Annotated in this window: 30 protein-coding genes; 17 read left to right on the forward strand and 13 right to left on the reverse strand. The window is 58.1% G+C overall.

Translation table 11 applies throughout. From position 1 onward, the window contains the following. The 4 genes from HUJ17_RS16595 to pilG form a co-directional block, all read right to left on the reverse strand. A partial coding sequence (locus HUJ17_RS16595) for a type IV pili methyl-accepting chemotaxis transducer N-terminal domain-containing protein (RefSeq protein WP_290511740.1) occupies positions 1-1436 on the reverse strand: 1436 nt, incomplete at its 3' end. A 59-nt stretch (positions 1437-1495) separates the two neighbouring features. Continuing rightward, on the reverse strand, positions 1496-2044 hold the full coding sequence (locus HUJ17_RS16600; protein ID WP_290511741.1) for a chemotaxis protein CheW: 549 nt from the start codon (positions 2042-2044) through the stop codon (positions 1496-1498). A gap of 15 nt (positions 2045-2059) precedes the next feature. Then, positions 2060-2428, reverse strand: a complete 369-nt coding sequence (pilH, locus tag HUJ17_RS16605) for a twitching motility response regulator PilH (RefSeq protein ID WP_062815157.1) — start codon at positions 2426-2428, stop codon at positions 2060-2062. A gap of 32 nt (positions 2429-2460) precedes the next feature. After that, positions 2461-2844 carry a twitching motility response regulator PilG gene (gene pilG, locus HUJ17_RS16610; protein WP_007148837.1) on the reverse strand — a complete coding sequence of 128 codons (384 nt, stop codon included), beginning with the start codon at positions 2842-2844 and terminating at the stop codon, positions 2461-2463. A 243-nt stretch (positions 2845-3087) separates the two neighbouring features. Here pilG and gshB point away from each other — a divergent pair, with 243 nt between their 5' ends. From gshB to HUJ17_RS16635, 5 genes are all read left to right on the forward strand, one after another. Then, entirely contained in the window at positions 3088-4041 is a 954-nt protein-coding gene (gene gshB / locus HUJ17_RS16615; protein ID WP_290511742.1) for a glutathione synthase, read from the forward strand. A 64-nt stretch (positions 4042-4105) separates the two neighbouring features. Beyond that, positions 4106-4981, forward strand: coding sequence for a TonB family protein (locus HUJ17_RS16620; protein ID WP_290511743.1), 876 nt, complete (start codon positions 4106-4108; stop codon positions 4979-4981). Between the two features lie 313 nt (positions 4982-5294). Then, complete coding sequence (locus tag HUJ17_RS16625; RefSeq protein WP_290511744.1) at positions 5295-5855, forward strand: YqgE/AlgH family protein; 561 nt, start codon at positions 5295-5297, stop codon at positions 5853-5855. Positions 5856-6035: 180 nt separating this feature from the next. Then, on the forward strand, positions 6036-6437 hold the full coding sequence (gene ruvX, locus HUJ17_RS16630; protein ID WP_272998117.1) for a Holliday junction resolvase RuvX: 402 nt from the start codon (positions 6036-6038) through the stop codon (positions 6435-6437). A 26-nt stretch (positions 6438-6463) separates the two neighbouring features. After that, a complete protein-coding gene (locus HUJ17_RS16635) occupies positions 6464-7840 on the forward strand; it encodes an RHS repeat domain-containing protein (RefSeq protein ID WP_290511745.1) in 1377 nt (458 codons plus the stop codon). A gap of 58 nt (positions 7841-7898) precedes the next feature. Here HUJ17_RS16635 and HUJ17_RS16640 read toward each other — a convergent pair whose 3' ends face one another. Together HUJ17_RS16640 and HUJ17_RS16645 are read right to left on the reverse strand one after the other, a co-directional pair. Beyond that, on the reverse strand, positions 7899-8489 hold the full coding sequence (locus HUJ17_RS16640; protein WP_272975119.1) for a YceI family protein: 591 nt from the start codon (positions 8487-8489) through the stop codon (positions 7899-7901). Positions 8490-8510: 21 nt separating this feature from the next. Beyond that, entirely contained in the window at positions 8511-9080 is a 570-nt protein-coding gene (locus HUJ17_RS16645) for a cytochrome b (protein WP_290511746.1), read from the reverse strand. A 334-nt stretch (positions 9081-9414) separates the two neighbouring features. Between HUJ17_RS16645 and pyrR the strand changes: the two genes are divergently transcribed. The 3 genes from pyrR to HUJ17_RS16660 are packed head-to-tail and all read left to right on the forward strand — an operon-like array spanning position 9415 to position 12201. Next, positions 9415-9924 (forward strand): bifunctional pyr operon transcriptional regulator/uracil phosphoribosyltransferase PyrR, encoded by a 510-nt coding sequence (pyrR, locus tag HUJ17_RS16650; protein ID WP_290511747.1) that lies wholly within the window; start codon positions 9415-9417, stop codon positions 9922-9924. Beyond that, a complete protein-coding gene (locus HUJ17_RS16655; protein ID WP_290511748.1) occupies positions 9921-10928 on the forward strand; it encodes an aspartate carbamoyltransferase catalytic subunit in 1008 nt (335 codons plus the stop codon). Before pyrR ends, HUJ17_RS16655 begins: the two co-directional genes overlap by 4 nt. Continuing rightward, positions 10897-12201 carry a dihydroorotase gene (locus HUJ17_RS16660; RefSeq protein ID WP_290511749.1) on the forward strand — a complete coding sequence of 435 codons (1305 nt, stop codon included), beginning with the start codon at positions 10897-10899 and terminating at the stop codon, positions 12199-12201. The genes HUJ17_RS16655 and HUJ17_RS16660 overlap by 32 nt, the downstream gene beginning before the upstream one ends. Before the next feature lie 138 nt (positions 12202-12339). Here HUJ17_RS16660 and dsbG read toward each other — a convergent pair whose 3' ends face one another. The 5 genes from dsbG to HUJ17_RS16685 all read right to left on the reverse strand — a co-directional run bounded on the left by dsbG (position 12340) and on the right by HUJ17_RS16685 (position 16045). Beyond that, positions 12340-12885: a thiol:disulfide interchange protein DsbG gene (gene dsbG, locus HUJ17_RS16665; RefSeq protein ID WP_290511750.1), complete on the reverse strand. Its 546-nt coding sequence runs from the start codon at positions 12883-12885 to the stop codon at positions 12340-12342. Further along, positions 12882-13691 carry a TlpA disulfide reductase family protein gene (locus HUJ17_RS16670; protein WP_290511751.1) on the reverse strand — a complete coding sequence of 270 codons (810 nt, stop codon included), beginning with the start codon at positions 13689-13691 and terminating at the stop codon, positions 12882-12884. The genes dsbG and HUJ17_RS16670 overlap by 4 nt, the downstream gene beginning before the upstream one ends. 34 nt (positions 13692-13725) lie before the next feature. Further along, positions 13726-14238 (reverse strand): DUF4136 domain-containing protein, encoded by a 513-nt coding sequence (locus HUJ17_RS16675; RefSeq protein ID WP_290511752.1) that lies wholly within the window; start codon positions 14236-14238, stop codon positions 13726-13728. A gap of 132 nt (positions 14239-14370) precedes the next feature. Further along, the gene (locus tag HUJ17_RS16680; RefSeq protein WP_290511753.1) at positions 14371-15819 is read right to left on the reverse strand and encodes a hypothetical protein; all 1449 of its coding nucleotides are present in this window, start codon (positions 15817-15819) and stop codon (positions 14371-14373) included. 22 nt (positions 15820-15841) lie between these two features. After that, positions 15842-16045, reverse strand: coding sequence for a hypothetical protein (locus HUJ17_RS16685; protein WP_290511754.1), 204 nt, complete (start codon positions 16043-16045; stop codon positions 15842-15844). Positions 16046-16304: 259 nt separating this feature from the next. On the opposite strand from HUJ17_RS16685, the gene HUJ17_RS16690 reads away from it, so the two are divergent. The 4 genes from HUJ17_RS16690 (at position 16305) to HUJ17_RS16705 (ending at position 20019) form a co-directional block, all read left to right on the forward strand. Beyond that, positions 16305-17030 carry an Abi-alpha family protein gene (locus HUJ17_RS16690; RefSeq protein WP_290511755.1) on the forward strand — a complete coding sequence of 242 codons (726 nt, stop codon included), beginning with the start codon at positions 16305-16307 and terminating at the stop codon, positions 17028-17030. A gap of 70 nt (positions 17031-17100) precedes the next feature. Beyond that, positions 17101-18324, forward strand: a complete 1224-nt coding sequence (locus tag HUJ17_RS16695) for a DUF445 family protein (protein ID WP_290511756.1) — start codon at positions 17101-17103, stop codon at positions 18322-18324. A gap of 229 nt (positions 18325-18553) precedes the next feature. Next, entirely contained in the window at positions 18554-19315 is a 762-nt protein-coding gene (locus HUJ17_RS16700; protein WP_290511757.1) for a hypothetical protein, read from the forward strand. Continuing rightward, a complete protein-coding gene (locus HUJ17_RS16705; protein ID WP_290511758.1) occupies positions 19315-20019 on the forward strand; it encodes a hypothetical protein in 705 nt (234 codons plus the stop codon). Before HUJ17_RS16700 ends, HUJ17_RS16705 begins: the two co-directional genes overlap by 1 nt. A gap of 66 nt (positions 20020-20085) precedes the next feature. Here the strand turns inward: HUJ17_RS16705 and HUJ17_RS16710 are convergent, their stop codons facing one another. Further along, positions 20086-20988, reverse strand: coding sequence for a LysR family transcriptional regulator (locus HUJ17_RS16710; protein WP_290511759.1), 903 nt, complete (start codon positions 20986-20988; stop codon positions 20086-20088). A 227-nt stretch (positions 20989-21215) separates the two neighbouring features. Between HUJ17_RS16710 and HUJ17_RS16715 the strand changes: the two genes are divergently transcribed. The 4 genes from HUJ17_RS16715 (at position 21216) to HUJ17_RS16730 (ending at position 24721) form a co-directional block, all read left to right on the forward strand. Continuing rightward, positions 21216-21986, forward strand: a complete 771-nt coding sequence (locus tag HUJ17_RS16715) for a hypothetical protein (protein ID WP_290511760.1) — start codon at positions 21216-21218, stop codon at positions 21984-21986. A gap of 110 nt (positions 21987-22096) precedes the next feature. Then, complete coding sequence (locus tag HUJ17_RS16720) at positions 22097-22684, forward strand: FMN-dependent NADH-azoreductase (RefSeq protein ID WP_290511761.1); 588 nt, start codon at positions 22097-22099, stop codon at positions 22682-22684. Positions 22685-22763: 79 nt separating this feature from the next. Further along, the gene (locus tag HUJ17_RS16725; RefSeq protein WP_290511762.1) at positions 22764-23765 is read left to right on the forward strand and encodes a glutathione S-transferase family protein; all 1002 of its coding nucleotides are present in this window, start codon (positions 22764-22766) and stop codon (positions 23763-23765) included. A 95-nt stretch (positions 23766-23860) separates the two neighbouring features. Further along, positions 23861-24721 carry a pirin family protein gene (locus HUJ17_RS16730; protein ID WP_290511763.1) on the forward strand — a complete coding sequence of 287 codons (861 nt, stop codon included), beginning with the start codon at positions 23861-23863 and terminating at the stop codon, positions 24719-24721. Between the two features lie 65 nt (positions 24722-24786). Here HUJ17_RS16730 and HUJ17_RS16735 read toward each other — a convergent pair whose 3' ends face one another. After that, positions 24787-24945 (reverse strand): YqaE/Pmp3 family membrane protein, encoded by a 159-nt coding sequence (locus HUJ17_RS16735; RefSeq protein ID WP_035245841.1) that lies wholly within the window; start codon positions 24943-24945, stop codon positions 24787-24789. Between the two features lie 151 nt (positions 24946-25096). On the opposite strand from HUJ17_RS16735, the gene HUJ17_RS16740 reads away from it, so the two are divergent. After that, the gene (locus tag HUJ17_RS16740; protein WP_290511764.1) at positions 25097-25639 is read left to right on the forward strand and encodes an NADPH-dependent FMN reductase; all 543 of its coding nucleotides are present in this window, start codon (positions 25097-25099) and stop codon (positions 25637-25639) included. The last annotated feature ends 57 nt before the right edge of the window (positions 25640-25696 follow it).

The raw sequence follows: 25696 nt of genomic DNA on the forward strand, positions 1-25696 counted from the left end.
ATGGTGTCCATGCCGTGGATGGTGGCCTGTACCACTTCAGCGCCCTTGTTGGCGATGGCTACCGCCCGTTCCGCTACCGCGGCGGATTCGGCGGCGTTGGCGGATACCTGGTCAATGGATACCGCCATTTCGTTCACCGCCGCGGAGGCGCCGGCAATTTCCTGGGCCTGGTGCTCGGAGGCTTCAGCCAGATGCATCGCCGTAGACTGGGTTTCCTGCGCCGCCGAGGCCACCTGTACCGCCGAGTTGTTGATGGTTTGTACCAGGCTGCGCAGCTGGTCAATGGAATAGTTGATGGAGTCAGCGATGGCACCGGTAAAGTCCTCGGTCACCGTCGCCTGTACGGTCAGGTCACCGTCCGCCAGGTCGCCCAGTTCGTCGAGCAGTCGCAGAATCGCCGCCTGGTTACGCTGGTTCTCGCTTTCCAGTTCGTCCTTCAACGTTGCCGCCTGACGGTTACGCTGGGCCATGATCAGGAAGAACAGCAGCACCGCGATGGCAGCAGACAAGCCACCCAAGGTCACGGACGGGAAGAAGGTGTTGGTGGTGCCTTCGAACTGGTTGTTCAGGTTGCTGGATTCCTGCAGCAGGTCCTGGGAGCGACGGAAGATGGTGTCGGCCGCGTTACGTACCTGGAACAGTTCGGGAGCGGTTTCCAGGATTTCATCCACGGACTGGTTAACGAATTCGTCGAACAGGTCGGCAATCTCGGCCAGGTAATCCAGGGCATCCGGGTCGTTGACCTGGTCAATGCCCATGGCTTCGTCGCCTTCGATCATGCCGTTCATGACCCGGCCAAACAGGCTGGCATCACGACCAAAAGCATCCGCCGCGATCACCGCGCCGTCACCACCTTCCAGCACTTTGGAAATGGAGCTGAGGATCCGTTCGGCCAGCAGAGACTGGCGTTGGGCAAACGCGATCTGATCCGGCTCGGCGCCGGTGGCTACCAGAATGTCCACCACGCCTTCATATTCTGCCTGCAGGGAAGGAATGGTCTGGGCCAGGGTGTCTGCCACTTCGTGCAGATCCAGAACCGTGTCTTCCCCGCGCAGGATAATGCCGGCGTTGCTGTTCACTTCAGACCACAGGCTGCTCAGACGTTCTTTTACCTGGGGACTGTCGACCGGCTCATCCTTCACCTGATCCCAGGCGGACTGGAAGCTCTGTTGGGATTTGGCCAGCAATTCGAAGGCGTCGGCGTTACCGGCGGCGGCTTCCAGGGAGTTCTTGGCGATCTGCTGGGAAATAACCCGCATCTCCGAGGCCAGGGTAATGTTTTCCTGGGCCTTGTTCGCCGTGGTGGCGGAGAGCAGAAAGTTCACCACCGCCAGGACGATAAAGACGGCAAGGCCGATATACAGCGCGATATTCAGCGTGCTGCCTTCCGCGCCCCCCCGCAATTTGTCAAAGATTGCTCCCGAATTGAACTTCATAATCTGGCTCCTGGCCTGGCGTTCGCTCTTCTTATGTACCCCAAATGCTTATATACAGCTCAGCCGGTGCGGGCGACCTGCATAAAGCGCGGATCCTCTGCCAGCCGGGTCAGGCTGAACACGGACCAGTACTCCCCGTCCCGCCGGTAGGCGCCGCGCACAAAAGGCGTGACGCTGGCATCGCTGACCGGCAGTGATTCCACAAATTCATCAATGGGAAAATGTTGCATCCCCAGCACCTCGTCCACCGTCATACCGGTGTACAAGTCATCCTGGTCCAGTACCAACAACCGTCGGCGCTTTTCCTGGACCGGCGAACTCTTTTCCAGAAAGCCGCTGAGATCCATCACGGTCATCAGTCGACCCCGGACATTGGCCACGCCCTTCATCCAGCTACGAGCGCCGGGAATGCGGGTGTAGGCCGGCACCGAGAGGATTTCGGAAACCTCATCCAGCGGTGCCACGTATTTCTTGCCATCCATCACAAAGCCCACACCGCTCCAGTAGCTGACCGCATCCTGCTGCATGGGCAGGTCTTTGGCCTGCTCGCGGCAGCGACGGTTATAGTCGGCCAGTTGGATATAGGCGGCGGAAGCAGTTGCGCTCATCAGGGGCTCCGAATATCAGCCGTCGGCCAGCATGCGATCGACGGTTTGCAGGAGCACATCCTCGTCCACCGGCTTGGTCAGGTAGTCCTTGGCGCCCTGGCGTTTGCCCCAGACACGATCGGTTTCCTGATCCTTGGTGGTGACGATAACGATGGGAATGTGCGCGGTGTCTGCACCCTTGGTGAGCTGGCGGGTGGCCTGGAAGCCGTTAAGACCCGGCATCACCACATCCATCAGTACCAGCTCGGGCAGCTCAGAGCGGGCCATGGCCACGCCATCGGCCCCGTTGGCGGCCTCGAGTACCTCGTGGCCGTGCTTTTCGAGAATCTCCCGCAACTTGTAGGTTTCGGTAGGAGAGTCATCCACAATCAGAATACGTGCCATCTTATCCTCTTCAGGTTCAGCGACGTTGTCGCTTAACCGTTGATATGCTGTCGAATCGCGCCGAGAAGCTCGTCCTTGGAAAACGGCTTGGTCAGATACTCGTCGGACCCCACTATCCGTCCCTTGGCCTTGTCGAAAAGGCCGTCCTTGGACGACAGCATGATCACCGGGGTGGCCTTGAAGGCACTGTTGTTCTTGATCAGGGCGCAGGTCTGATACCCGTCAAGGCGCGGCATCATGATGTCGACGAAGATGATATTGGGTTTGCTGTCGGCGATTTTGGCCAAGGCATCGAAGCCATCGGTGGCGGTGATCACTTCACAACCTGCTTTCTTCAACAAGGTTTCAGCGGTACGACGGATGGTTTTGGAATCGTCGATCACCATTACCTTGAGGTCTTGGAAATTGTCAGTCATGGAAACTGCCTTTAACCGTGAACCGTTGTTGGCCGCAACTTATTGTAATTTTTGGCCTTTCTAGTAATTCGATGGGCGGGGGGTGTAGCGATACGAGCCCAAGCGAAGTTTTTAACACAGATTCTACAATCAATCTATAAGACCCTATGAAACTTGGGAAAATGCCCCGCGCATCCCTGCATAGCGGTGGGCGTTCAGCGCTGCTAACATTCCCCGGCCCGCTTTATTGTCTGTGGAGACCCCATGAGCCTGCGTATTGGTGTGGTGATGGACCCCATCGCCAAAATCAAACCCTGGAAAGACAGCACCTTCGCCATGCTGCTGGAAGCGCAACGACGTGGCTGGTCATTGCTCTACATGGAGCCGGCAGATCTGTATGTGCGCGATGGTCGCACCTTTGCGGCCACTCGGGCACTGTCCGTCACCGACAATAACGACGATTGGTACCGTCTGGCCGACGCCGTGAATTACGATCTGGCCGATCTGGATATTATCCTGATGCGCCAGGACCCGCCGTTCAATGCGGAGTACATCTACGCCACCTACTTGCTGGAAAAGGTGGAACGGGAAGGCGTGCTGGTAGTGAACCGGCCCGGCAGTGTCCGCGACAGCAACGAAAAGCTGTTCGCCACCGACTTTCCCCAGTGCTGTGCGCCGACGCTGGTATCCAGCCAGTCCGGACTGCTGCGCGATTTTGTACAGGAGTTCGGTGACACTGTGATGAAGCCGCTGGACGGCATGGGCGGCAGCAACATCTTCCGGGTGCGCAAGGACAGCCCCAATATCTCGGTAGTGATTGAGGTGCTCACCCAGCATGGCAAGACGCCGATCATGGCCCAGCGCTTCGTGCCGGAGATCACCGAGGGCGACAAGCGCATCCTGATGATCAACGGCGAGCCGGTGCCCTATGCACTGGCGCGGATCCCCAAGGAAGGCGAGCTGCGCGGCAACCTGGCCGCCGGTGGCACCGGCCAGGGCCGGGAGCTGAGCGACCGGGACCGCTGGATCTGTGAGCAGGTGGGGCCTACGCTCAAGCGCAAGGGGCTGTATTTCGTGGGTCTGGACGTGATCGGTGATTATCTCACCGAAATCAACGTGACCAGCCCCACCTGCATTCGTGAGCTGGACGCGATCTTCAATATCAACATTGCCGGCCAGCTGTTCGATATGTTGCTGGAGTTGCGGCAGCCGTCATAGACGATGAGTACGGTCCGGGGCACACTCTCCGGCCGTTTAAAGGCAGTAACAAAAAGAAGAAACCATGGCAGCCAATTCCACCGTCAGTGCATCAGATCGTCTCACCTTTACGGTGTTTCTGGCGCTGGCCTTCCACGGCATTCTTATCTTCGGGGTCAGCTTTGCCCCCGAAAAGCAGCGTGCGGCTCCGCATACCCTGGAAGTGACCCTGTCCCAGCATCGCAGTGATGACGCGCCGGACGAGGCGGACTTTATTGCCCAGAGCAACCAGCTGGGCTCCGGTGATTTGGCGGAAAAACAGGAACTGACCACCACCGAGCAGGTGGACTTCGCCGACAACAAACTCGACAACGTGCAGCTCAAGGAAAAGACCACCCGGGAGCGCCGCGATCGCCAGTCCCAGTTGCTGGTCATCACCACCGCCCGCACCAGCGACCAGAAGGTAAAAGCGGACCAGCAAGAGAAAACCGATCAAAAGCCCCTCAAGGTGGCGAAACAGGAAAACCTGCAGGACCTGAGCCGGGAGATCGCCAGCCTGCAGGCCCGGCTGGATGCCCAGAAACAGGCCTATGCCAAGCGCCCGCGGATCCGTCGTCTCACCTCGGTGTCCGCCAAGGCTCACTACGAGGCCCAGTACATCGACAGCTTCCGCCGTGAGGTGGAAGCCATGGGTACCCGCAACTTCCCGTCCCAGGCACTGAACAGCAATACCTTCGGTGCCGTGCGGCTGATGGTATCGATACAGAAGGATGGCAAGCTCAAGGAAGTGCGCCTGCTGAAATCCTCCGGCCACAAGTTTCTGGATCAGGCCGCCATCCAGAGCGTGCGCCTCGCCGCCCCCTTCGATGCTTTCACCGCGGAGATGCGCAAGAACATGGACGTGCTGGAAATCATCCGCACCTGGAAGTTCGACAAGAACCAGCGGGTGTCGTCGAAGTAATACCCACGCTCGCTACGACGCAACTGTAGGAGCGCCTCTCGAGGCGCGAACCGCGCTTGCGCGGAAATCGTCCGCAGGACGATCAGGCCTGTCAGCAGTTGAGCGGGTCTCTTTAGAAAGATCTGGTGGTAGCCGGTGTACGTTTCCTTCGCCGATGCTCGGATTCGCACCTCGAGAGGTGCTCCTACAGTCGCATCTTGAAAGGTTGATTTGCGCCATCGTTCCCGCAGGCAATCTGCCCGATATTGGGAAAGGGTACCTATCTAGCCTCCCGACGCTTGCAGCTCTCCCCCCTGCCCCGGATACTGTCCCCATGGACAACACAAGCCTCAAACACCAGTTGCTGGTGGCCATGCCGCAGATGGCCGACCCCAACTTCGAACATTCTGTCACCTATATCGTCGAGTATGGCAGCGAGGGGGCCATGGGGCTGACTCTCAACCGCCCGGTGCAGATCAGCCTGGGTGATATCCTCAGCGACATGGACATCGAGATCGAGGTGCCGCCCTCTGAGCGGCATCGGGTGGTCGCTGGCGGGCCGGTGCAGCAGGAAGCCGGTTTCGTCTTGCACGCGGCATCGACCCACTGGCAGTCAAGCGTGCCGCTCAGCGACGGCCTGATGCTCACCACCAGCCGCGATATTCTGGAAGCCATTGCCATCGGCGAAGGACCGGAGCAGTCGTTGATCTGCCTGGGCTATGCCGGCTGGGAACCCGGTCAGCTGGAACAGGAGCTGGTGGAAAACGCCTGGCTCAGCACCCCGGCCAGTCGCGAACTGGTGCTGGACACCCCTTTCGAACAAACCTGGCAAGCGGCCGCTGCGCGTATCGGTGTGGATATGAGCCTGATTGCGACCCAGGCGGGACACAGCTGAATAAGCAATTGATAGTTGATAATGGATAATTGATAGCTGCGCGTTTATGCGTAGTAAGAATCTTCAAGGCATGAGGCCGCGACCAAACCCTGGTCGCGGCCTCATACCTTGGCCATCAATTTCGCCGTTATATCCGCGTCGTTATCAATTATCCATTCTCAATTATCAATTAGGCCTTCCATGATTCTCGCGTTTGACTACGGCACACACAAAATCGGCGTGGCCAGTGGCAACAGTCTGCTGGGCACTGCCACACCATTAAAAGCCCTGCCCTGCAAGAACACTCAACCCAACTGGGACGACATTGCTGCCTTGTTGAAAGAGTGGGAGCCGGAAGGGCTGGTGGTGGGTTTGCCGTTGAACATGGATGGCAGTGAAAGTGAATCCACGGCGCGGGCGAAGAAATTTGCGGGCCGTTTGAAAGGCCGGTTCGGCATGAAGGTGTGGTTGGTGGATGAGCGCCTGAGTACCCGTGAAGCCCGCGAGCGAACCGGTATTCGTCAGGCCGATAGCCGAGTGGATTCCATGGCGGCGGTGATCATTGCTGAAGGCTTCTTTGCGGGCGGCGCACAGATTTTTTAGTACAAATTATGTGGGGGAAAACAGGTGTGAGAGGAAAAACGAAAGCTGGAACGTTCAACCTTGTGGTGGTTTTTTCAGTCCTGATCACCGGCTGCGGTGGTGGCGGAAGCAGTGATGGTCAATCCGTTACCGGATCCTATGCGCCAGTTCCTGATACCGTGACCTACCGGGAGGGTGGCGCGGTTAAAGGAATGCAGGTTTTCGACTACAGTGCGGGCAATGTCATTCGCTCCCGGTTTGTTGTGGATCCCGGTAATGATGGTCAATGGGGAACAGGCGATGATGTGCGTACGGGAGGTCTGACCTGCCGATATCAGCAATCTGAAAACCCACTCCCTCCTGCGCTTCTGTCCGTAGTGCAAAACATGGGAACAAATGGTGATGGGAATTTCGCCCTTCAACAGCTTGATATTGAAAGTGACGGTCGAATTTCAGTGTGTCCGAGCAGAGAAGGAAAGCAGCTGGTAAAAGAGGAAGTGCTCTGCAAGGGTGATTTTTGTCCAGCCAGTTACCAATTTGGTTACAGGATGACGATAAGCCAGCAGGCGATGGAGGGCGGTGGCTGGAAGCAATCCCAGCATGTGGTGTTCTACGGAGAGAATGATCAGATAACAACGGCGCCTCCTTTTCTTTCTCACATTCAAACCACTGAGTTATCGGGGAACTCCCAGGCCGGTTTCGAATTTTTTGTTACGGTAGATCCATCTCCCGAATATTCAGATTCCGTCAGCCTGCCGAATATTGCCGTCTATGCTGGCCATGGCTACCAGAAAAAAGTGGCCAAGTGGTTGCCCGGGGATCTGGAAAGTCGGGTAATCATTGATCGCTATGGTGACAATGACAGCTTTGTTGATACCCGTTACAGGACATTTACCTGGCTTCCCGAAATAGGTGAGTTGCATGAGAGTGAGGCAAGCCGGAATCCGCCTGCTCCAAACGAATACATGAAGCTCTATGGATTTGATGAAAACGGCAAGCCCGACGGAGACGTTTCCCTGGGTGCCGGTGATGACGAAATCTGGTTTAGCAAAGATGACACGGTTTATGGGTTTCCCGAATTTGTTTACGACGAAAACGGCCAGCTTCTGTCGATGCTCGATACGCAGGGAAATCCGGAGCGCGAGTTCACCTATGATGGAGATAAAGTAAAATCCATTCATGTCCGGGATCGGAAAAGAAGGGAATACCAATATTCAAATGGAAAGCTTGCCAGGATCAGCCTTTTTTCTCGTAATGCTGAAAGGGTAGAGATTGAGCAGCGGGTCCTCTTTCGTAATGATATTCCGGGAGTGAGCACATTTATTCCCGATAGGCGCTTTCCGAGAGACAAGGAAGGGGATTTTCTGGACCCGCTTGTTCCTCAAGATAGAAACCAGATTGTACGTCTTGGACGTCCTTTCTGAATCTGCAGGAGCTCATGCAAGCATGGCTCCTGCAGTTCTGCGTTTTTTCTTTAGAGCTTTACTGCCGAACCCCTTCCACGGAAATAATAATGTCCACGGTTTCTGAGGCGGGGCCCAGGTCGTAGGTGATGCCGAAGTCCGCCAGCTTCAGGGTTGTGGAGGCTTCCAGGCCCATGCGGTAGCCGCCCCAGGGATCATCGCCGTAGCCCAGCAGTTTGGCGTCCAGGGTGACCGGTTTGGTGACGCCGTGCAGGGTGAAATCACCGGTGATTTTTGCGGTTTTTTCGCCGGTTTTTTCAATCTTGGTGCTCTTGAAAGTGGCGGTGGGGTACTCGTCTACCTCGAGGAAGTCATCGCCGCGCAGGTGCTTGTCACGCTCGGCGTGGTTGCTGTCCAGGCTGGCGACCTGGATGGTGGCCTGCACGCTGCTGTTTTCCGGGTTTTCCGCGTCCACGGTGAAGCTGCCGTCGAAGTCGTTGAAGCGGCCGTACAGCCAGCTGTAGCCCAGGTGGGAAATCTTGAACATGACAAACTGGTGGGCGCCCTTTTTATCGAAGGCATAGGTGCCACCGGGCTTGTCGGCAAAGGCCATGCTGCTGAGCAGTAATGCCAGGGCGGGAATGGTGATCTTCTTTGCTAGCGTCAACATAAGCATCGAACTCCGTTTGGGTTAATGGTTGTCAGGGTTTCGGGATGCCATGCCCAGTATGCGGCGCAGGGTATCGTCCCGATCAAGCAGGTGGTGTTTGAGTGCGGCCAGGGCGTGCACGCTGGCCAGTATGATGATTGCCCAGGTGGCGATTTCGTGAATGTCGCCGGCGGTGTCTTCCAGGCCTTTCTGGTCACCGGTGATGGAGGGCACGGCAAACCAGTCAAACACATCAATGGCGGAGCCATCGGCGCTGGTGATCAGATAACCGCTGATCATGGCGGTGAAAAGCAGCAGGTAAAGCGCCCAGTGGGTCAGGTGCGCGCTGATGCGTTCCCAGGGTTGATGGCTGGCAAGGGCTTTCGGGGGCGGAGATACCAGCCGCCACAGCAACCGGAAAGTCATTACCAGAAACAACAGGATGCCCACGCTGCGATGCAGATGCGGGGCGCTACGGTACCAGTCGTCGTAGTAAGTGAGATCGACCATGTACAGGCCCAGTGCAAACAGGCCCACCACTGTCATGGCCACCAACCAGTGCAGAACGATGGTGATAATGCCGAAGCGCTGCGAGTCGTTGCGTAGTTGCATCCCTGTACCCTACCCGGTCTTCCTGGTGGTTGGAGCGTTATCTGTTAGTCGGGTTCCACTCTTTACAAAACTTACTGCTGCCATGCAGCTTTTTCTATCCTCCTGCTCATCGCCGGTGACTGCCATCCCAAAAAACTGAACGGTTTGATCGGATCATTGGTGGGACCACTGCCGGGCTGCGCGGGACAGCCGGTACGCAAAGGGAGTGATTTGTGGATAAGCACGGGCCTCACAATACGGTTGAGACTTTATTCTTGAGTAAACAGACGCCATGCTTGGTCTTTCGCCATGCAAGCATGGCTCCTACAGTAAAGATAATCTTCTGGAGAGCCCCTTGAGCTGGGACGAACAACAACTGCAGACACACCTGGACACCATGGCCGGAGCCATCACCGAACAATACGGTGATCGGGCGCCGCTGCTGGTGGGGATCGAGTCCGGCGGGGCCTGGGTGGCCCGGGCGTTGAACGGGAAACTGGCCGAGCCGTTGCCACTGGGGACCCTGAACCCGGCCTTCTACCGGGATGACTTTGATACCCGCGGGCTCAAACGCACCGTAACGCCGTCGAAACTGCCCTTCGAGGTGGACGGGCAGCATATTCTACTGGTGGACGACGTGCTGATGACCGGGCGCACCATCCGTGCCGCCATGAACGAACTGTTCGATTTCGGTCGTCCGGCATCCATCGCATTGGTGGTGCTATTCGATATCGGCCATCGGGAATTGCCGATTCGTGCCGATATCTGTGGTGAAACTTTGGCATTGCCCCCCCATCAGCGGGTAGAATTACGCGGGCCCGCCCCCCTTGTGGCGGAGATACGAGACACAAGGCCTGAAGAATGACGCTTGCGCCATCCTCCCGCGTACAACTGACCGACGACGGTAAGCTACGCCATTTTCTTACCACCGAGCACCTGCCCCGCTCTTTGCTGGAAGATATTCTCGATACCGCCGCCAGTTTTGTGGATGTGGGGGGGCGGTCCATCAAGAAGGTGCCACTGCTGCGCGGCAAGACAGTGGTCAATCTGTTCTTCGAATCCAGCACCCGTACCCGCAGCACCTTCGAGCTGGCGGCCCAGCGCCTCAGCGCCGACGTGCTCAACCTGGATATCGCCAAATCCGCCACCAGCAAGGGCGAAACCCTGCTCGATACCCTGCGCAACCTGGAAGCCATGGCCGCGGACATGTTCGTGGTGCGCCACCAGGATTCCGGCGCGCCCTTCTTCATCGCCAACGAAGTGACCCCGGATGTGGCGGTGATCAATGCCGGTGACGGGCGCCATGCCCACCCCACCCAGGCCATGCTCGACATGTACACCATTCGCCACTACAAGGGTGGTTTCGAGGGCCTGAAAGTGGCCATCGTCGGTGACATCCTGCACTCCCGGGTGGCCCGCTCCCAGGTCCACGCCCTGAATATCCTCGGCGCCGAGGAAGTGCGCCTGATCGGCCCGAAAACCCTGCTGCCGGTGGATGCCCACGCGCTGGGAGCCACCGTGTTCACTGATATGGGCCAGGGCCTGAAGGATGTGGATGTGGTGATCATGCTGCGCCTGCAGAAGGAGCGTATGGATTCCGCCCTGTTGCCCAGCGAGGGTGAATTTTTCCGGCTCTACGGACTCAACAACGAAAAACTGCAGCTGGCCAAGCCGGATGCCATCGTCATGCATCCCGGGCCCATCAACCGCGGCGTGGAAATTGCCTCGGAAGTGGCGGACGGCCCCCGCTCGGTGATTCTCAACCAGGTGACCTTCGGTATTGCGGTGCGCATGGCGGTCATGTCCATGGCCATCAGCGGCCAGGAAAGCAGCGCCCATGGCCGCACGGGAGGTGAGCGTGGCCAGTAAGAAAGCCAATATTCTGATTCGCAAGGGCCGTGTCATCGACCCGGCCAGCGGCCGTGACGAAATCGCCGACCTGTTGATCGAAAACGGTCGGTTGGTGCGCATCGGCGCCAGCCTGGATGCGCCCGGCGCCGACATCGTGGACGCCGAAGGCCACTGGGTACTGCCCGGGCTGGTGGATGCCTGCGTGCATCTGTCCCTGCCGGGGAGCGGGCGCAGCGGCGATATCGCCAGCGAAACCCGCGCTGCCGCCGCCGGTGGCATTACCCATCTGGTGGCTCAGCCTGATTGCGGGCCGGTGGATTCCACCGCTGTGGTGCGGTTGATCCGTGAGCAGGCCGGCCAGGCCGGGTTTGCGCGGATCATGCCCATTGCCGCCATGACCCAGGGGTTGGCCGGCGATCAGCTGGCGGAAATGGCCACCCTGGCCAAGGCCGGCTGTATTGCGGTGGGTAATGCGGGCCGCAAGGTGGCCAGCGCCCTGGTGCTCAAGCGTTCCCTGGAATACGCCTCCACCTTTGATTTGCCGGTCATGTTCCGGCCACAGGATTCGGCGCTGAGCGCCGGCGGTTGTGCCCATGAGGGTGCTGTGGCTACTCGCCTGGGATTGCCGGGGATTCCGGCGGTGGCGGAAAGTGTGGATCTGTCCCGGGACCTGTTGCTGGTGGAGGCCACCGGCGTGCGTGCCCATTTCCAGCAGATTTCCAGCGCAGACTCCCTGCGCCTGTTGCGCGCGGCCAAGCGCCGCGGTCTGCCGGTGACAGCGGATGTGAGTATCCAGCACCTGCTGCTGGATGAATCAGCCCTGGAAGGTTTCAACAGCCACTGTCATGTGATTCCGCCCTTGCGAAGTGCGGCGGATCGTGAGGCCCTGCTGGAGGCGGTGGCCGACGGTACCATCGATGCTATCTGTTCCCAGCACACCCCCATCGGCTCCTCCAGCAAGGCGGCTCCCTTCCCGGCCACCAAGCCGGGCATGGCCGGGCTGGATACCCTGCTCGGTCTGGTATTGCAATTGGTGGAAGACGGCAAGCTGGAACTGCCCCGCGCCCTGGACGCCATCACTGCCGCGCCGGCGCGCTGCCTGGGCATCCTGGCCGGCCAATTGGAAACCGGTCGCCCGGCCAGCCTCTGCGTACTGGATGCCAGTGCCGAGAAGGATTACGCCGAACACTGGCTGTCCGCCGGCAACAACTCCCCCTGGCGGCGCGCGGTGCTCAAGGGCAACGTGAAGCTGACGGTGTGTCAGGGCAAGGTGAGTTGGCTAAGTGATTGAGCAATTGATAACGCGCGAATCAGCGCCGCATTGATCTTAAAGGCATGAGGCCGCGTCCAGACTTCTGGGCGCGGCCTCATGCGTTTGCAGAACCAACCAGAGTTGTCCCGCGAGTTATCAATTATCCATTCTCAATTATCAATTAATCTGAAACACCTCCGCCCGCAACGCCTCCTCCCCAACGACCCCTGGCGCCAGCCGCCAACGTCCCTGTGAGTCTTTAAACACCAACGCCGGTGTGCCCTGCAGGCCCAAACCGATCATCAATGCCGTGTTGTTGTGGATCTGGCTGCGGATGGCGTCGGGGACCCGTTCCAGGGGGCGGATGCCGCCGTCGTCATAGTGGCCTTCGTGTTCGGCCAGGGCCGCCGCCGGGTCCGGGGCGGCGAGGATGGCGCCGCCCTGGGTGAAGCTGCGTTTGGGGTGAATCAGGCCGACGATGATATGGCGCACCTGCAGGGTATTGTCCGGGTGGTTGACCAGTGGCTGCATGTTCTCCCATAGCTGGGCACAGTAGGGGCAGGCCATGTCGGTGAACACATAGGCCACCCGCTGGGGGGCTTTGGCGCCTTCCGCCACCCAGCTGCTGCTTTCCAGGCGTGCCAGCAGGCTGTCCATGTCGGCTGGTTGGCCTAAGGCGGACAGCGGTAGCAGCAAGGACAGCAGCAGGGTGAGCATTTTCATGGGCGAGGATCATCCAGGTGGCTGGTAAGAAAGTGATGCAGGCTGGCCCGGGACAGGGGGCCAAAGTGGCGGGCCAGTTCGTTGCCGTCGCCATCAAACAGCAGGGTCAGTGGCAGGCCGCCGTTTCCGGCATGGTGACCCAGCGCCATCTGCGGGTCCAGCAGGGGCAGGTCAAAATGTAGCTTGGCCTGGATCAGGTAGTCGCGCACGGCCTGGGCGGTTTCTCCCTGATTGGCGAGTACGAAGCGGACGTTGGGATAGCGAGCCTGGGCGTTGGCCAGCACCGGCATTTCCCGTCGACAGGGTGGACACCAGGTGGCCCAGAGATTGATCAGGGTGGGTCCCTGTGTCAGCTGTTTCAGGGGAACAGGGGTGCCCTGCAGGTTTTCCAGGGCGATATCCGGCAGTGGAGCAGCGGCAGGGCTCATGCTGTGCAGGGTGGTCAGGGAGAGGCCCAGGGCGATCATTGCCGCAGCGGTGCAGGAGAGTAATGCCAGGCGCAGTTCCGGCCGTCGCCACAGGCACAGGGCGATCACCGGCAACGCTGCCAGGGCTCCGGGCCACCACCAGCCACCATCACGAATATCCACCATGGCCAGCGGGCCGGAATATTGCTCCGGGTAGCGCAGCACAAAGGCCAGGCGAGCTCCCATCAGTGCTGACAGGGTAATCAGCCACAGCCACTTTTCCACCGGCCTGCCACGCCACTGCCACCAGAGGCTGGCCAGCACGGCGGTGGAAAAGGTGATGAGAGCAACAACAGTACCCGCCGGCAATGCCAGCGGGCCGATCAGGATGGCATCCAAGGGGTGGTCCTTCTACCTACGGCGCGTCGTCCGGTCAGCCGGGATAGCGCTGGAACATTTCATCAACGGCTTTGCGAATTCGTTCGCTGCGGCGCTCACTGCTCATTTCGTCATAGAGACGATCACGGCTGGTAGCTTGCCAGACCACATTGTTGCTGGCCGGATCCACCATCTGCACCACCAGTTTGTATTCTTCGGTGATATCGCCTTCCACCGGGGTGGTGGTGCCCACGCCCACATTGTTGCGGCTGAAGCCGAAACCGAATTGCAGCACGGAACCGTCGTAGCGTTGTTCGCGTTTGAAGAAATGTCTGACGTGCACGTCGGCCTGCCCGGAAGCAACGGGGCTCAGGCCCTTTTCAGAAAGGGCGGTTTTCAGGGCAGAGCGGGCGCGTTGATCATCCAGCGCCCGTGGCTGATCCTCGTTCTGCTCAACGAAGGCATAGCTGCGGTACTGGTTCAGTCTGGCGCCTTCCTGGCTGTCGATGACCACCGGGCTGACGCAGGCGCCAAGAAACAGACAGATTGAAAGAAAAAACCAGCGCATGATTCTTCTCCCGGTTGCAATGAGTGCCCCCAGTATCTCAGGGGAATGGCACGATACCGTGAAAGATCAGCCCCGGCAGAGTTTTGCCGGGGCCAACAGGTATGACCATTGCTCGGGCGAAGGGTTCAGCGGTCAGGCTGGAAGGGCCTGTTCCAGCCGTGACCAGAAGCCGGTTTCGTTGGCGGCCTCGCGGAAAGCCTGCTGATCCTGGGGGTTCTGGCGCTGATAGATGCGGCCAATGTCGCGCAGCATGTCCGGAGCGTCCACCACGCTGACGGCGGAGGCAATGGCTTGCCAGCCGTTGCGGGTATCCCGTGCCGCATCCAGGAATGCCTGCAACAGGTCGCCGCCGTCGCGCAGGCTGATTTCCACCACGGTCTGCAGGCCGTCGCGGTGAAAGCGGCGGGCAAAATCCAGGAGCAGCCCAGTCTTGCCGGATTTGGCGGCGTTGCGCATCAGTGCCTCGATGATCGACGGGTTATGCGTGCTGGGCAGGCGTGCCAGCATGTTGCGTTCATCGTCACCCAGGTGTTGGGCAAGATCCAGAATCAGATCCCAGTGGCCGGCCTGGTGGGCAGCTTGCACCACGGCGTCAGCGACCTCCTCGCCCTGGCGCAGGGCGGTGTGGGCGACCACTTCCTGATAGTCGCGTTGCATGGCCTTCACCAAAGGCAGGGTTTCTTCCAGCAGATTCTTGCTGACTGCGGCATTCACCAGCTCGGTGATTACGGTGCTGTTGCGCAGCGAGGGAAGATTGACGATCTTGCGGTGGTAGCGAGGATTGATCACAGAAAGAGCACGCAACACCGGTCCCCACAATTGCTGGCGGTGCGCCACATCCACCAGGGAGTCCAGGGTGCGTTCGTCTTGCTCGGCCATGATATTGCCCAGCCGGCTTTTCAGTTCGCCTTCCACATGATCAATGACCCAGATGGCCTTGGGCCATAGCTCCACATTTTCGGTGCCGGAGCGAACGATGCTGGCCAGCCGGCTGTTATCAATCATGCGGATCACGTTGCTGAGCTGGGCGGTGTTTTCCATGTAGAAGGCGATGGTTAGTAGCGCACCATCATCTTTCACCGCGTTGACCACTTCACGAATCGAGGGGGCGGAAAGGGCGTCGGCAAAACGGCCCAGTAGCAGGAATTGTTTTTCCTGAATTTGTTTCAGTGCCACTTCGCGGATTATTTCCGCAGGGAGCCGTCGAATGATTTCACGAATCTTGCGCGGGTCTGCCTGGGCTGCAATCTCGCCGAGAAAATCCGGGGTCAGCCGTCGGGCAACTTTTACAGCAAAGTAGGGATCCATTTCGCCGACCAGGCGAGCGGCCATCTTGGCGCCGATGGCATAAGCCAGTTTTGCCAATTGCTTGATGGAGAGCCAGCGGGTCCAGCTGGCCAGATGCTGAAAGCCCTTGCGGTGCTGATCGTACATCTCCTGTTCGATATGTTCGCGCAGCTCACGCAGGTTGCTGGTACCCGCGTCCGCCAATGCCTGCCAGGTCGAGTGGTCGAGGGTCAGGTACTGGTCGAGTTTTTCCAGTTCAATCTGTATTTCCAGGTTCGTGGTCAGGTCGTTCATGTGGGCATCCTTGGTGCGGGGATTAGCGAAGGGCGCTGCGGGCAATGCTGCGCAGCCAGAGAGGCAGAGCCTGAATGCCGGTATTGATGGCTTTATCCAGGCGACTCTTTTCGCTTTCCAGATACTCATCCACTGCCCGGTCGAGATCCTGGGTGACCGGTTCGGGCAGATAGGAAAGAAACCCGACTCGCTGATGCATGCGTTCGATGGCGTCCTTGTTATTCATGATCGATCCTGTTTTTGGTGTGCCGTTGTGGGGTGTCCGTAATCGTAAAATCGCTTCGAAAAATCGATTCGGGAAAACACCGTCATTGCACTGTATCAAACGAGAGCAAACAGAAAGTACACATAACATTAAGCGACTGTGGGATTTTTGTATCGACATTCTCGCCAACATTGTTGACCCCTCCAAACAGTGATACTTAATGATCCTGTAATAGACGGATCAATAGCTTCGCAGAGCCGAAGCTGCCACGGAGGCCAGGTTGACTGAACACAAAACCAAGAACAGAAAAACGGTCACAACGCCATTGGCAGGTCGCCTGCTACGGCAAATGCGGCAGGCGATGGCGCGTGCGCCTGGCGGTGATTTTGTGCTTAGCCAGGCAAGATCTGTTGAAGATGTTTTGCTTGAAGATCTGCAACTGCGACTCAACGGCGCGAGCCGTTACCAGTCTCTGCCGTCACCGGGAGAAACGGCTTCCGGTTATGGACAGGAGCGGGATGTTTCCTTGCAGTGCAGATTTGAAGCGCTGTCTGAGCAGTCGCTGGAGCAGACGCCCGAGTCTGCCCAGGCGAGAGTTTACGGACGAATCATCAATCAGTTAGTGCCCGACGAAGTCAGGATTCTGACTGCCTTGTCTGACGGTTCTGATATTGCCATCAGTCATCTGGTGGCTCGTGGAGGGCGCTTCAAAAACAGCGACCACCGGGTAATGGCGTTTCTAAGCCGTGTTGGCAATGAAAGTGGTGTCATGCTGGCCGATGCGGTACCGCATTATCTTGCGCATTTATTTGCGCTTGGTCTGCTCGATGGCGGACCGGAGGACAATAACCAGACAGCAAAATACGAAGCCATCGAGAATGGTTCGGAGGTACGTGCTGCCTGCGAACAGATGCGTAAAGATTCCCGGCTTAAGCCGGTCTTTATTCGCGAAACTGCACACCTTTCAGCTTTCGGCAAGGCATTCTGGGCGGCCTGCTCCGGATAGCAACCTGTGCGCTGAAATAAAGTAAGGAGTTGTTCAGAGACTCCTCAAAAAGAACGAAAAGCGAGGCAACATGGAAGCGTATATCAACGAGTTTGCCGATAATATCTGGCTGTATTTATCCATGCCATTGATCAGCGCCGTGGTGGGCTATGCCACCAACGTGATTGCGATCAAGATGATGTTTTATCCGGTAGAGTTTTTCGGCAAACCTCCCCTGCTGGGATGGCAGGGCATCATTCCCCGCCGGGCAGCCAAGATGGCAGCGATCTCCGTGGATACTATTACCACCTACCTGATTACCCAGGAAGAAATCTTTGCCCGTCTTGACCCGGAAAGAGTGGCCAGTGAACTGGAGCCGCCGCTTAACGGAATGATTGAGGATGTAGTGGATTCCATCATGGGCCAGCATGAGCCCGGGTTATGGGAATCCATGCCAGAGATGGTGAAAAAACAGGTTTACAAAAGGGTCAAGAAAGAAGCGCCAGGCTTGATCTCCGACATCATGAAACAGATCAAGATCAACATCGCGCAGATGTATGACCTCAAGGACATGGTGATCACCAACCTGACCAAGGACAAGGCGCTGCTTAACCGTATTTTCCAGGAAGTGGGTGCGGCGGAGTTCAAGTTCATCGGTCGTTCCGGGCTCTACTTCGGTGGTATTTTCGGCACCTTCCAGATGATCACCTGGATTTTCTACAAGGGTTCCTGGTTGCTGCCGGTTTTCGGCCTTGCGGTTGGTTATGCCACCAACTGGATTGCTCTTCAGATGATCTTCAATCCCAAGGAGCTGATGCGTCTTGGTCCGTTCAATGTGCAGGGCCTGTTCATGAAGCGTCAGGATGAAGTGGCCCGCGATTACGGTCGCCTGGTTTCTTCCTACGTTCTGACACCGGCCAACATTATTGAAGGGATTCTCAAGGGGCCTTACTCCGACAAGGTGTTTGCCATGATCGGCAAGCATGTACAAAAAGCGGTGGATGAGCAGACCAGCTTTGCCAAGCCTTTTGTCACTTTTGCCGTGGGCACTCAGAACTATCGTGACATGAAGGATTCCGCGGTATCGGAACTGGTCAGCCGATTGCCGGATACCCTCAAACATATTGAAAATTATGCCAATGATGCACTCGATCTGGAGAATACCTTGTCCACTCGTTTGCAGAGTCTCAAACCGGAAGAGTTTGAAGGCATGTTGCGCCCCGCATTTGAACAGGACGAATGGATTCTGATTGCGGTGGGGGCGTTTCTTGGTTTCCTGGTCGGTGTATTCCAGTTATTGGTGATGTTCTCTTGATGCTGTCCGGGAGTCGTTCATGTCTGCGCTAATGATAATTTGGATCTTGTTGTGTGCGTTATGCTTCGGCGTGGGCCTGGTGTGGTCATGGCGGCGGGCGCGACGACGTTTGCGTGCACGGATGGAGCATGCTGTGGATGAGGAAATCCGTCAGCAAATCAAACAGGAAGTGTTGCGCCATTTGCAGAATGGGCCGATCCCCGATAATGGCAAGGTGGAGCGCTGATCCATGCAGGTTACCATTCGAAAGTCGTTTGTTATCGGTGCCGGTGTACTGTTGATCATCGCCCTGGCCATTGGTGCCTATCTGGCCTGGTGGGTGTGGAAAAATCTGGGCGCGGAATTATTGTTGCGCGACCAACAGGCCAGTGTGGTAGTGCCTGAGCCCATGTCAGTGGGCATTGATATTCTTGATGATCTGGACATCATGATCGATACCGTCATCGACACCACGGTGCCGATCGACCAGACCCTCACCTTGCCGATCAAGGAAACCCTGGATGTGCAGGTGGGGTTCGATAACGCGGTACCCATCAAGATGAATGTGCCGTTGAAAGACACCATCAAGCTGGATCAGATTATTCCCGTCGATGGCGAAGTCCGTGCCCGGGTGTTGGGAAAATGGATTACGGTACCGATCAAGGGCGAGTTACCGGTAAAAGCCGATGTTCCCATTGATGTGAATGTGCCGGTGGATCAGCTCGTCAAACTGCAATTCAACGCCCCGGCCAAAGTGGATATTCTCGAAGATCTGTCGGTGCCACTGAAAGCGGATATCAAGACCTCTATTCCCCTGAAAAGTGCCATGCAGGTGCCGGTACGCTCCAGGCTGCGAGCCAGCGCTACCATCCTGGAGCCGGCGGATGCACTGATCGCCGAGATGGATCTTAAGTTGCCACTGCGGGAAGTGGGGCTGTCTTTCAGTGATGGCGATTCGGTCACGGGCAGTGAAGAGTACGAGACGGCATCGACGACCGAGGAGCAGCCTTGATGGGGCGTTGGGTGCTTTGGGGCTGGGTGGCTCTTGCGATTGTCGTGGTGGGGCTGGTGTTGGGATTTGTGCTCTACACTCGTATTGTTATCGGTATCGGTTTGCAGGATCAGCATGCCCTGTTGCATTTGCCGGAAGCCCTGATCGTGCAGACCCGTGCCGAGGAGGAAGCGGCGATCACCCTGAGGGGGCGTGTGGAGGTAGACGTACCTTTTAAGCATGAGGCCCTGCCGTTGCCGCTGAAAGGCACCTACAAGGCCAACCTGGCGCTGGATACCATGGTTCCTCTGCGCATGAATATTGAGTATGAGGACGTGATTCCCATTGAGACCACTGTTGCCATCAAAGGGGACACCAAGCTGATTTCCAAATGGCTGCCGCGCATGCCCATAGAAGGCGAGCTGCCATTGAAGCTGGATGTACCGGTGTCGTTGAAAGTGCCGGTGGATACCCGGATTCGTTTCGTCTATGACGGCCCGGTGCAGGTGGGTTTCGACCAGACTATCTACCCGCCGGTGGATACCACCCTGCACACAGCCATCGATCTGGACAAGGAAGTCAGCGCGCCGATCACCAATGTGTTCGAAGCCCGAGTGATACCCAACAATCGGGAGCTGCCGATTATTCTCACCGACACTCGCCTGACCCTGCCCCTACAGGATCTGAAGGTCAGTCCCATGGCGTCTCGGGTCCAGGAAAAATAACCACGAAAGTTGACCGTCTGGCCGCGCTCCTCACAGGGTTGCGCCATGTCACGAAGCCTCCAGCGGTCAAGACACTGTCACCCCGGGGCACGGAATAGCAGTGGCGTCGCGGATCCGCTCACCCAGGTAGCGGGCGGCCTGCCCGGCATACTGGCCGTCCGCATAGATCAGATGCAGGTCCACCAGTCGCTCCACACCTTCTTTCAGGGGCAGCACCTTCAGTGCACCGCTCTCCAGGCCATCGCCGATTTCGGCCTCTGGCACCCAGGCAAATCCCAGTCCGCGACGAATGGCGGCGATACGGGTAGAAGGGTGTGACACGGTCCAGCGTTGCTCGGCCCCCAGCCAGCCGGAATCAATGCGACGGCTGCCGGAATCGCGAATCACGATCTGCCGGTGCTGGCGCAAATCCTCATGGGTCAGGCTGTCCATCTGATTGAGCGGATGGTTCGCTGCTGCCACGGCCACAAAGCGTACCCGCATCAACGGGTCACCGAAGAACCCCGGTGGTACTCGCCCACCAATTACCACATCCGCTTCCTTGCGCAGCAGGGCCTCGTCGGAGCCGGACAACACGGTCTCGGTGTACTCGACCCGGGTCAGCGGGCTGTGCTGGGCAAACGCATCCAGGGCCGACAGCATGCAGTGCTGTGGGAACAGGGCGTCGGCGGCCACCCGCACCAGTGGTTCCCAGCCCTGACTGAGCTGAATGGCGGCGCTCTCGATACGATTGGCCTCCTCCACCAGTACCTTGGCCTGGCGGTAGAGCATCTGCCCGGTCTCGGTGAGCTTGGCCCGCCGACCTTCCAGGGCAAAGGCGCGCACCCCCAGTTCGGTCTCGATCTTCTGTACCGCGTAGCTGATTGCGGACTGGCTCTTGTCCAGGGCTTCGGCGGCGCTGGCGTAACCGCCCTCGTCCACCACGGCAATCAGGGCTTGCCACTGGTCCAAGCTGATTTTGGCTGACATATCGAATTTCCTGACCTTAAAAGGAGTAATCGCCCATTCTTATATCAGTTCAGCTTTAATTAGAAGTCCGTAGTAGTAAAAAATGGCGCTATCGACACTGTGTTTCCCGGGCTGGCCGATTAGAATGCTGCCGCGCTTCTTGCCCGGGCCGCTGTGCGTCCCCTCGCGGCCGAACCAATAACAACAGGCTCTGTACCGTCACAGAGCCAGCGGAGCCCCGTTCTGTCATGCAAATCGTTATTCGCAAGCCCCTGCTGATTGCCATCCTCTCCCTGCTGTTGGTGACCTTTACCCTGACAGTGGTGCTGGCGGGGTGGGTGTGGCGTCATCTGGGGGCGGAACTGGCGCTGCGTGACCAGATCGCCCAGGTGGCCATTACCCAGGCCCTGCCCATCGACGTGCAACTGCAGGAAGGCCTGGAATTACGGGTGGATGGCAGTGTCGAGACCACTGTGCCGGTAAACCAGGTGGTCCAGGTGCCTTTGCAGGAAACGCTGGACGTGACCGTGGACTTCGACGGTGCGGTGGACGTGAATCTGGATGTGCCGTTCCAGACCATGGTGCGGGTGGACGAGATGATGCCGCTGGAGGCCGTGCTGGATGTGAAGATCATGGGTGTGTGGACCAAGCTTCCCATCCGAGGCGTGCTGCCGATTCGTCTCAACGTGCCGGTGAAGACGGTCGTGCCGGTGCGTCAGAGCCTGCCCCTGGCATTCAGCCAGCCTGCCCGGGTGGCGCTGGATCAGACGCTTTCTGTCCCCCTCAACACCCGCATCAACACTACCGTTCCCCTGCATTCGGTGCTCATGAAAGTGTCCGAGCCGCCGCCGTTCAAGGCTCTGGCCACTGTCCTTGAACCAGCGGAAACCACCCTGACCCGTCTGGACCTGGCGTTGCCCATGAACGATGTGGGTTTTTCCTGGAAAGGTGAGACGGTTGGTGGGCCCGCCGCCTCCCTGGCCGGTGTCATCAGTGCAGCAAAAGCATCGAATGAGTAGATAGAAAGGCCCAGTTCTATTGGGTTTTTCATCATCCTATCTGAGGCCATCATAACCCCAACAAGGTCGCAAAGCCGGCAACCGCCGGTGACAAACAAGGAGTTGGGGTCATGAATATTCTGGTCATCAAAAGCAGCGTTTTCGGCGATAACGGTAATTCTTCTACCCTGGTCAACGAGCAGGTAGAGCGCCTTAAGGCACAGCATCCCGAGGCTACCGTGGTAGTGCGTGACCTGTCCGCCGAGCCGATTCCGCATCTGGACGGCGAGCGTGTCGGCGCCTTCTTTACCCCGGCGGATCAGCGCACTGACGCTCAGCAGGCAGTCGAAGACTTTTCCCAGACGCTGATCGCGGAGCTGAAAGCGGCGGATCAGGTGGTACTTGGCCTGCCCATGTACAACTTCGGCATTCCCAGCCAGCTGAAGAGCTGGATTGATCATGTGGCTCGTGCCGGCATTACCTTCCGTTATACGGAGAATGGCCCGCAGGGGCTGCTGGACGACAAGCCGGTCTCCGTGGTTGCTGCCCGTGGCGGGCTTTACGCCGGCACCGAGAACGATACGGTAACCCCGTACATCAAGCTGTTCTTCGGCTTTGTCGGCATTACCGATGTGTCCTTCGTGTTTGCCGAGGGCCTGAACATGGGCGATGACGTGAAAGAGAAAGCCATGAGCGAAGCCCGGGCTGCGCTGCAGTGATCCAGGTTGTAGGAGCTATGCTTGCATGGCGAACCTGGCTCCTACGGTGAGACGGTAATTCTGCAACAGGGAGAACATCATGGGACTGCTGGTCGATGGCAAATGGCAGGACAAGTGGTACGACACCAAGAGCACCGGTGGACGTTTCAAGCGTTCCGAGAGCCAGTTCCGCAACTGGGTGACTGCCGATGGCAGCGCGGGTCCCAGTGGTGACAGTGGCTTTCAGGCAGAAAGCGGCCGCTATCATCTGTATGTGTCCTATGCCTGCCCCTGGGCCCATCGCACCCTGATCGTACGGGCGCTGAAAGGCCTCCAGGATCATATTGGTGTGTCCGTGGTGCATCCGCACATGCTGGAAAACGGCTGGGAACTGCGCGATGACTTCGACGGTGCCACCGGTGATGGGCTGTATGGCTTCAACAAACTCTATGAGCTGTACCTGAAGGCGGATGACAACTACTCCGGCCGCGTTACCGTTCCGGTGCTATGGGACAAGCAGCGCGAAACCATCGTCAGCAATGAGTCTGCGGAAATCATCCGCATGCTCAACACCAGCTTTGACGGGTTGGGTGCGGCGCCGGGGAATTTCTATCCCGAGGCGTTGCAGGCGGAGATTGATGCCATCAACGAGCATGTCTACAACGACGTGAACAATGGTGTCTACAAGGCCGGCTTTGCCACCAGCCAGGAAGCCTACGATGAGGCGGTGGTGACCCTGTTCGAGCAGCTTGATGCACTGGAACAACGACTTGGCGAACAGCGTTATCTGGTGGGCAATACCCTCACCGAAGCGGACCTGCGCCTGTGGACCACCCTGGTGCGCTTTGATCCGGTGTACGTCACCCACTTCAAGTGCGACCGCAAGCGCATCGCGGATTACCCGAACCTGAACGGGTTTCTGAAAGAGATTTACCAGCTGTCCGGCGTGGCAGAGACAGTGAACATGGCGCATATCCGCCACCACTATTTCCGCAGCCACCCGACCATCAATCCCCACGGGATCATCTCCGTCGGGCCGCAGCTGGACTGGAATTCGCCCCACGGTCGAGAACGGCTGGGGGAAAGAGAGATTATTGAGTAACTCTGTAGGAGCGGCGCTTGAGCCGCGAACCGATACCGTGCTTCGCGGCTCAAGCGCCGCTCCTACAGCACAGGGCCGCAAGGCAGGAGGTTCCCATGGAACGCACAATTCTCAACACCATTCGCGCACTGGATACATCTGACGGTGCCGGCGTTCGCCTGAAGCGAGCACTGGGTTACAACCCCATGGTGCGCCTGGACCCTTTCCTGATGCTGGATGCGTTCTCCTCCGAAAACCCGGATGACTACATTGCCGGTTTCCCGCCGCACCCGCACCGGGGCTTCGAAACGGTGACCTACCTGATGGAAGGCCACATGAAGCATCGCGATCATCTGGGAAACGAAGGGGATCTGCAGCAGGGCGGTGTGCAGTGGATGACCGCCGGGCGCGGTATTATTCATGAAGAAATGCCGCAACAGCAGGATGGTTTGCTGCGGGGTTTCCAGTTGTGGATCAACCTGCCTGCGGCAGAAAAAATGAAAGCGGCCGGTTACCGGGACATTGCCGATAACGAGATCCCGCGTCTGGACTTGTCCAGCGGAGGCCAGATCAAGGCCATCGCCGGCGAAGTCACCATCGGCAATCAAGTGATCAGCGCACCGGTAAAAGGCGGCAGTACCGATCCGCTTTACCTGGACGTGAAATTGCGCGCCGGTGAAACGGTGACGGTGCCGCTGACGCAGGGCTATAACGCCTTCCTGTACCTGTTCGAAGGTCAGGTCGGTATTGCCGGCGAAACGGTGAAAACCGATCACCTGGCGACCTTCACTGACGGCGATCGGATCACCCTGGTGGCCGGTGATAATGGGGCCAGATTGTTGCTGCTGGCGGGCAAGCCGATTGGCGAGCCCATTGCCCAGTACGGTCCTTTCGTGATGAATACCCAGGACGAGATCAACCAGGCCCTGAGTGACTATCGCGACGGAACCCTGACTGCCGAGCCGTCATCCCTGTAACGGCCCGCTGAACCCCAACCTGCCCCGGCACTTGCCGGGGCTTTTTTTGGGCAATGATTTTGCCGCTAGCGTGAGGCGATCACCCAGACAGCATGCACGATACCGGGAATGTAGCCCAGAATGGTCAGTACGATATTGATCCAGAAATGCTTGCCGATCCCTTCCTGGAGAAACACTCCCAGTGGCGGAAGCAGGATGGCAATGAGAATGCGTAACAGGTCCATGCTGTTCTCCTTCGAGTCCGAAAATCTCACTGTAAATTCTTTGTCTCATTACGTCTGTTAAAAAATACAAAGCCTTGCACAGATTGGATTGCCTGCGCCGTGATTTTCCGGGAAGCTGGGCGTTGTCATTGATCCGGGAAAGGAGAAAAACATGAAAGTTCTGGCCATAGCGGGCAGTCTGCGCGAGCAATCCTTCAACCGCGGCCTGGTCCGTGCTGCCCAGGCATTGGCGCCCGCAGGAATGGAAATCATCGCCGCCGACATCAGTGATATTCCGCTCTATAACGGTGATGACGACGGAGACAATCGCCCTGCCCCGGTGACGGCCCTGGCAGAACAGGTAAAGGCTGCGGATGCCCTGTTGTTTGCCACCCCGGAATACAATTACTCCATCCCCGGTGTGCTGAAGAATGCCATCGACTGGCTATCCCGGGTGCCGGGCGGCATCTTTGCCGGTAAGCCCGCCGCCATCATGGGTGCATCCATGGGCGGCATGGGCACTAGCCGCAGCCAGTATCACCTGCGTCAGGTGCTGGTGTTTCTGGATGTGCATCCGCTCAACAAACCGGAAGTGTTCGTCTCTGCAGCCCATGAAAAATGTGATGAGAATGGTGACCTGCAGGACCAGGCAACGAAGGACATGATCAGCAAGCAACTGGCCGCCTTGCAGGCCTGGGTCGACACGCTGAAGTAAACGGCACAGTCCGCCCTGGGCGTAGGGTGTCATTGAGCCTAAGGCGAACTGCACCAT

Origin of the sequence: Alcanivorax sp., from assembly GCF_014762765.1 — a bacterium.
Classification (GTDB): Bacteria; Pseudomonadota; Gammaproteobacteria; order Pseudomonadales; family Alcanivoracaceae; genus Alcanivorax.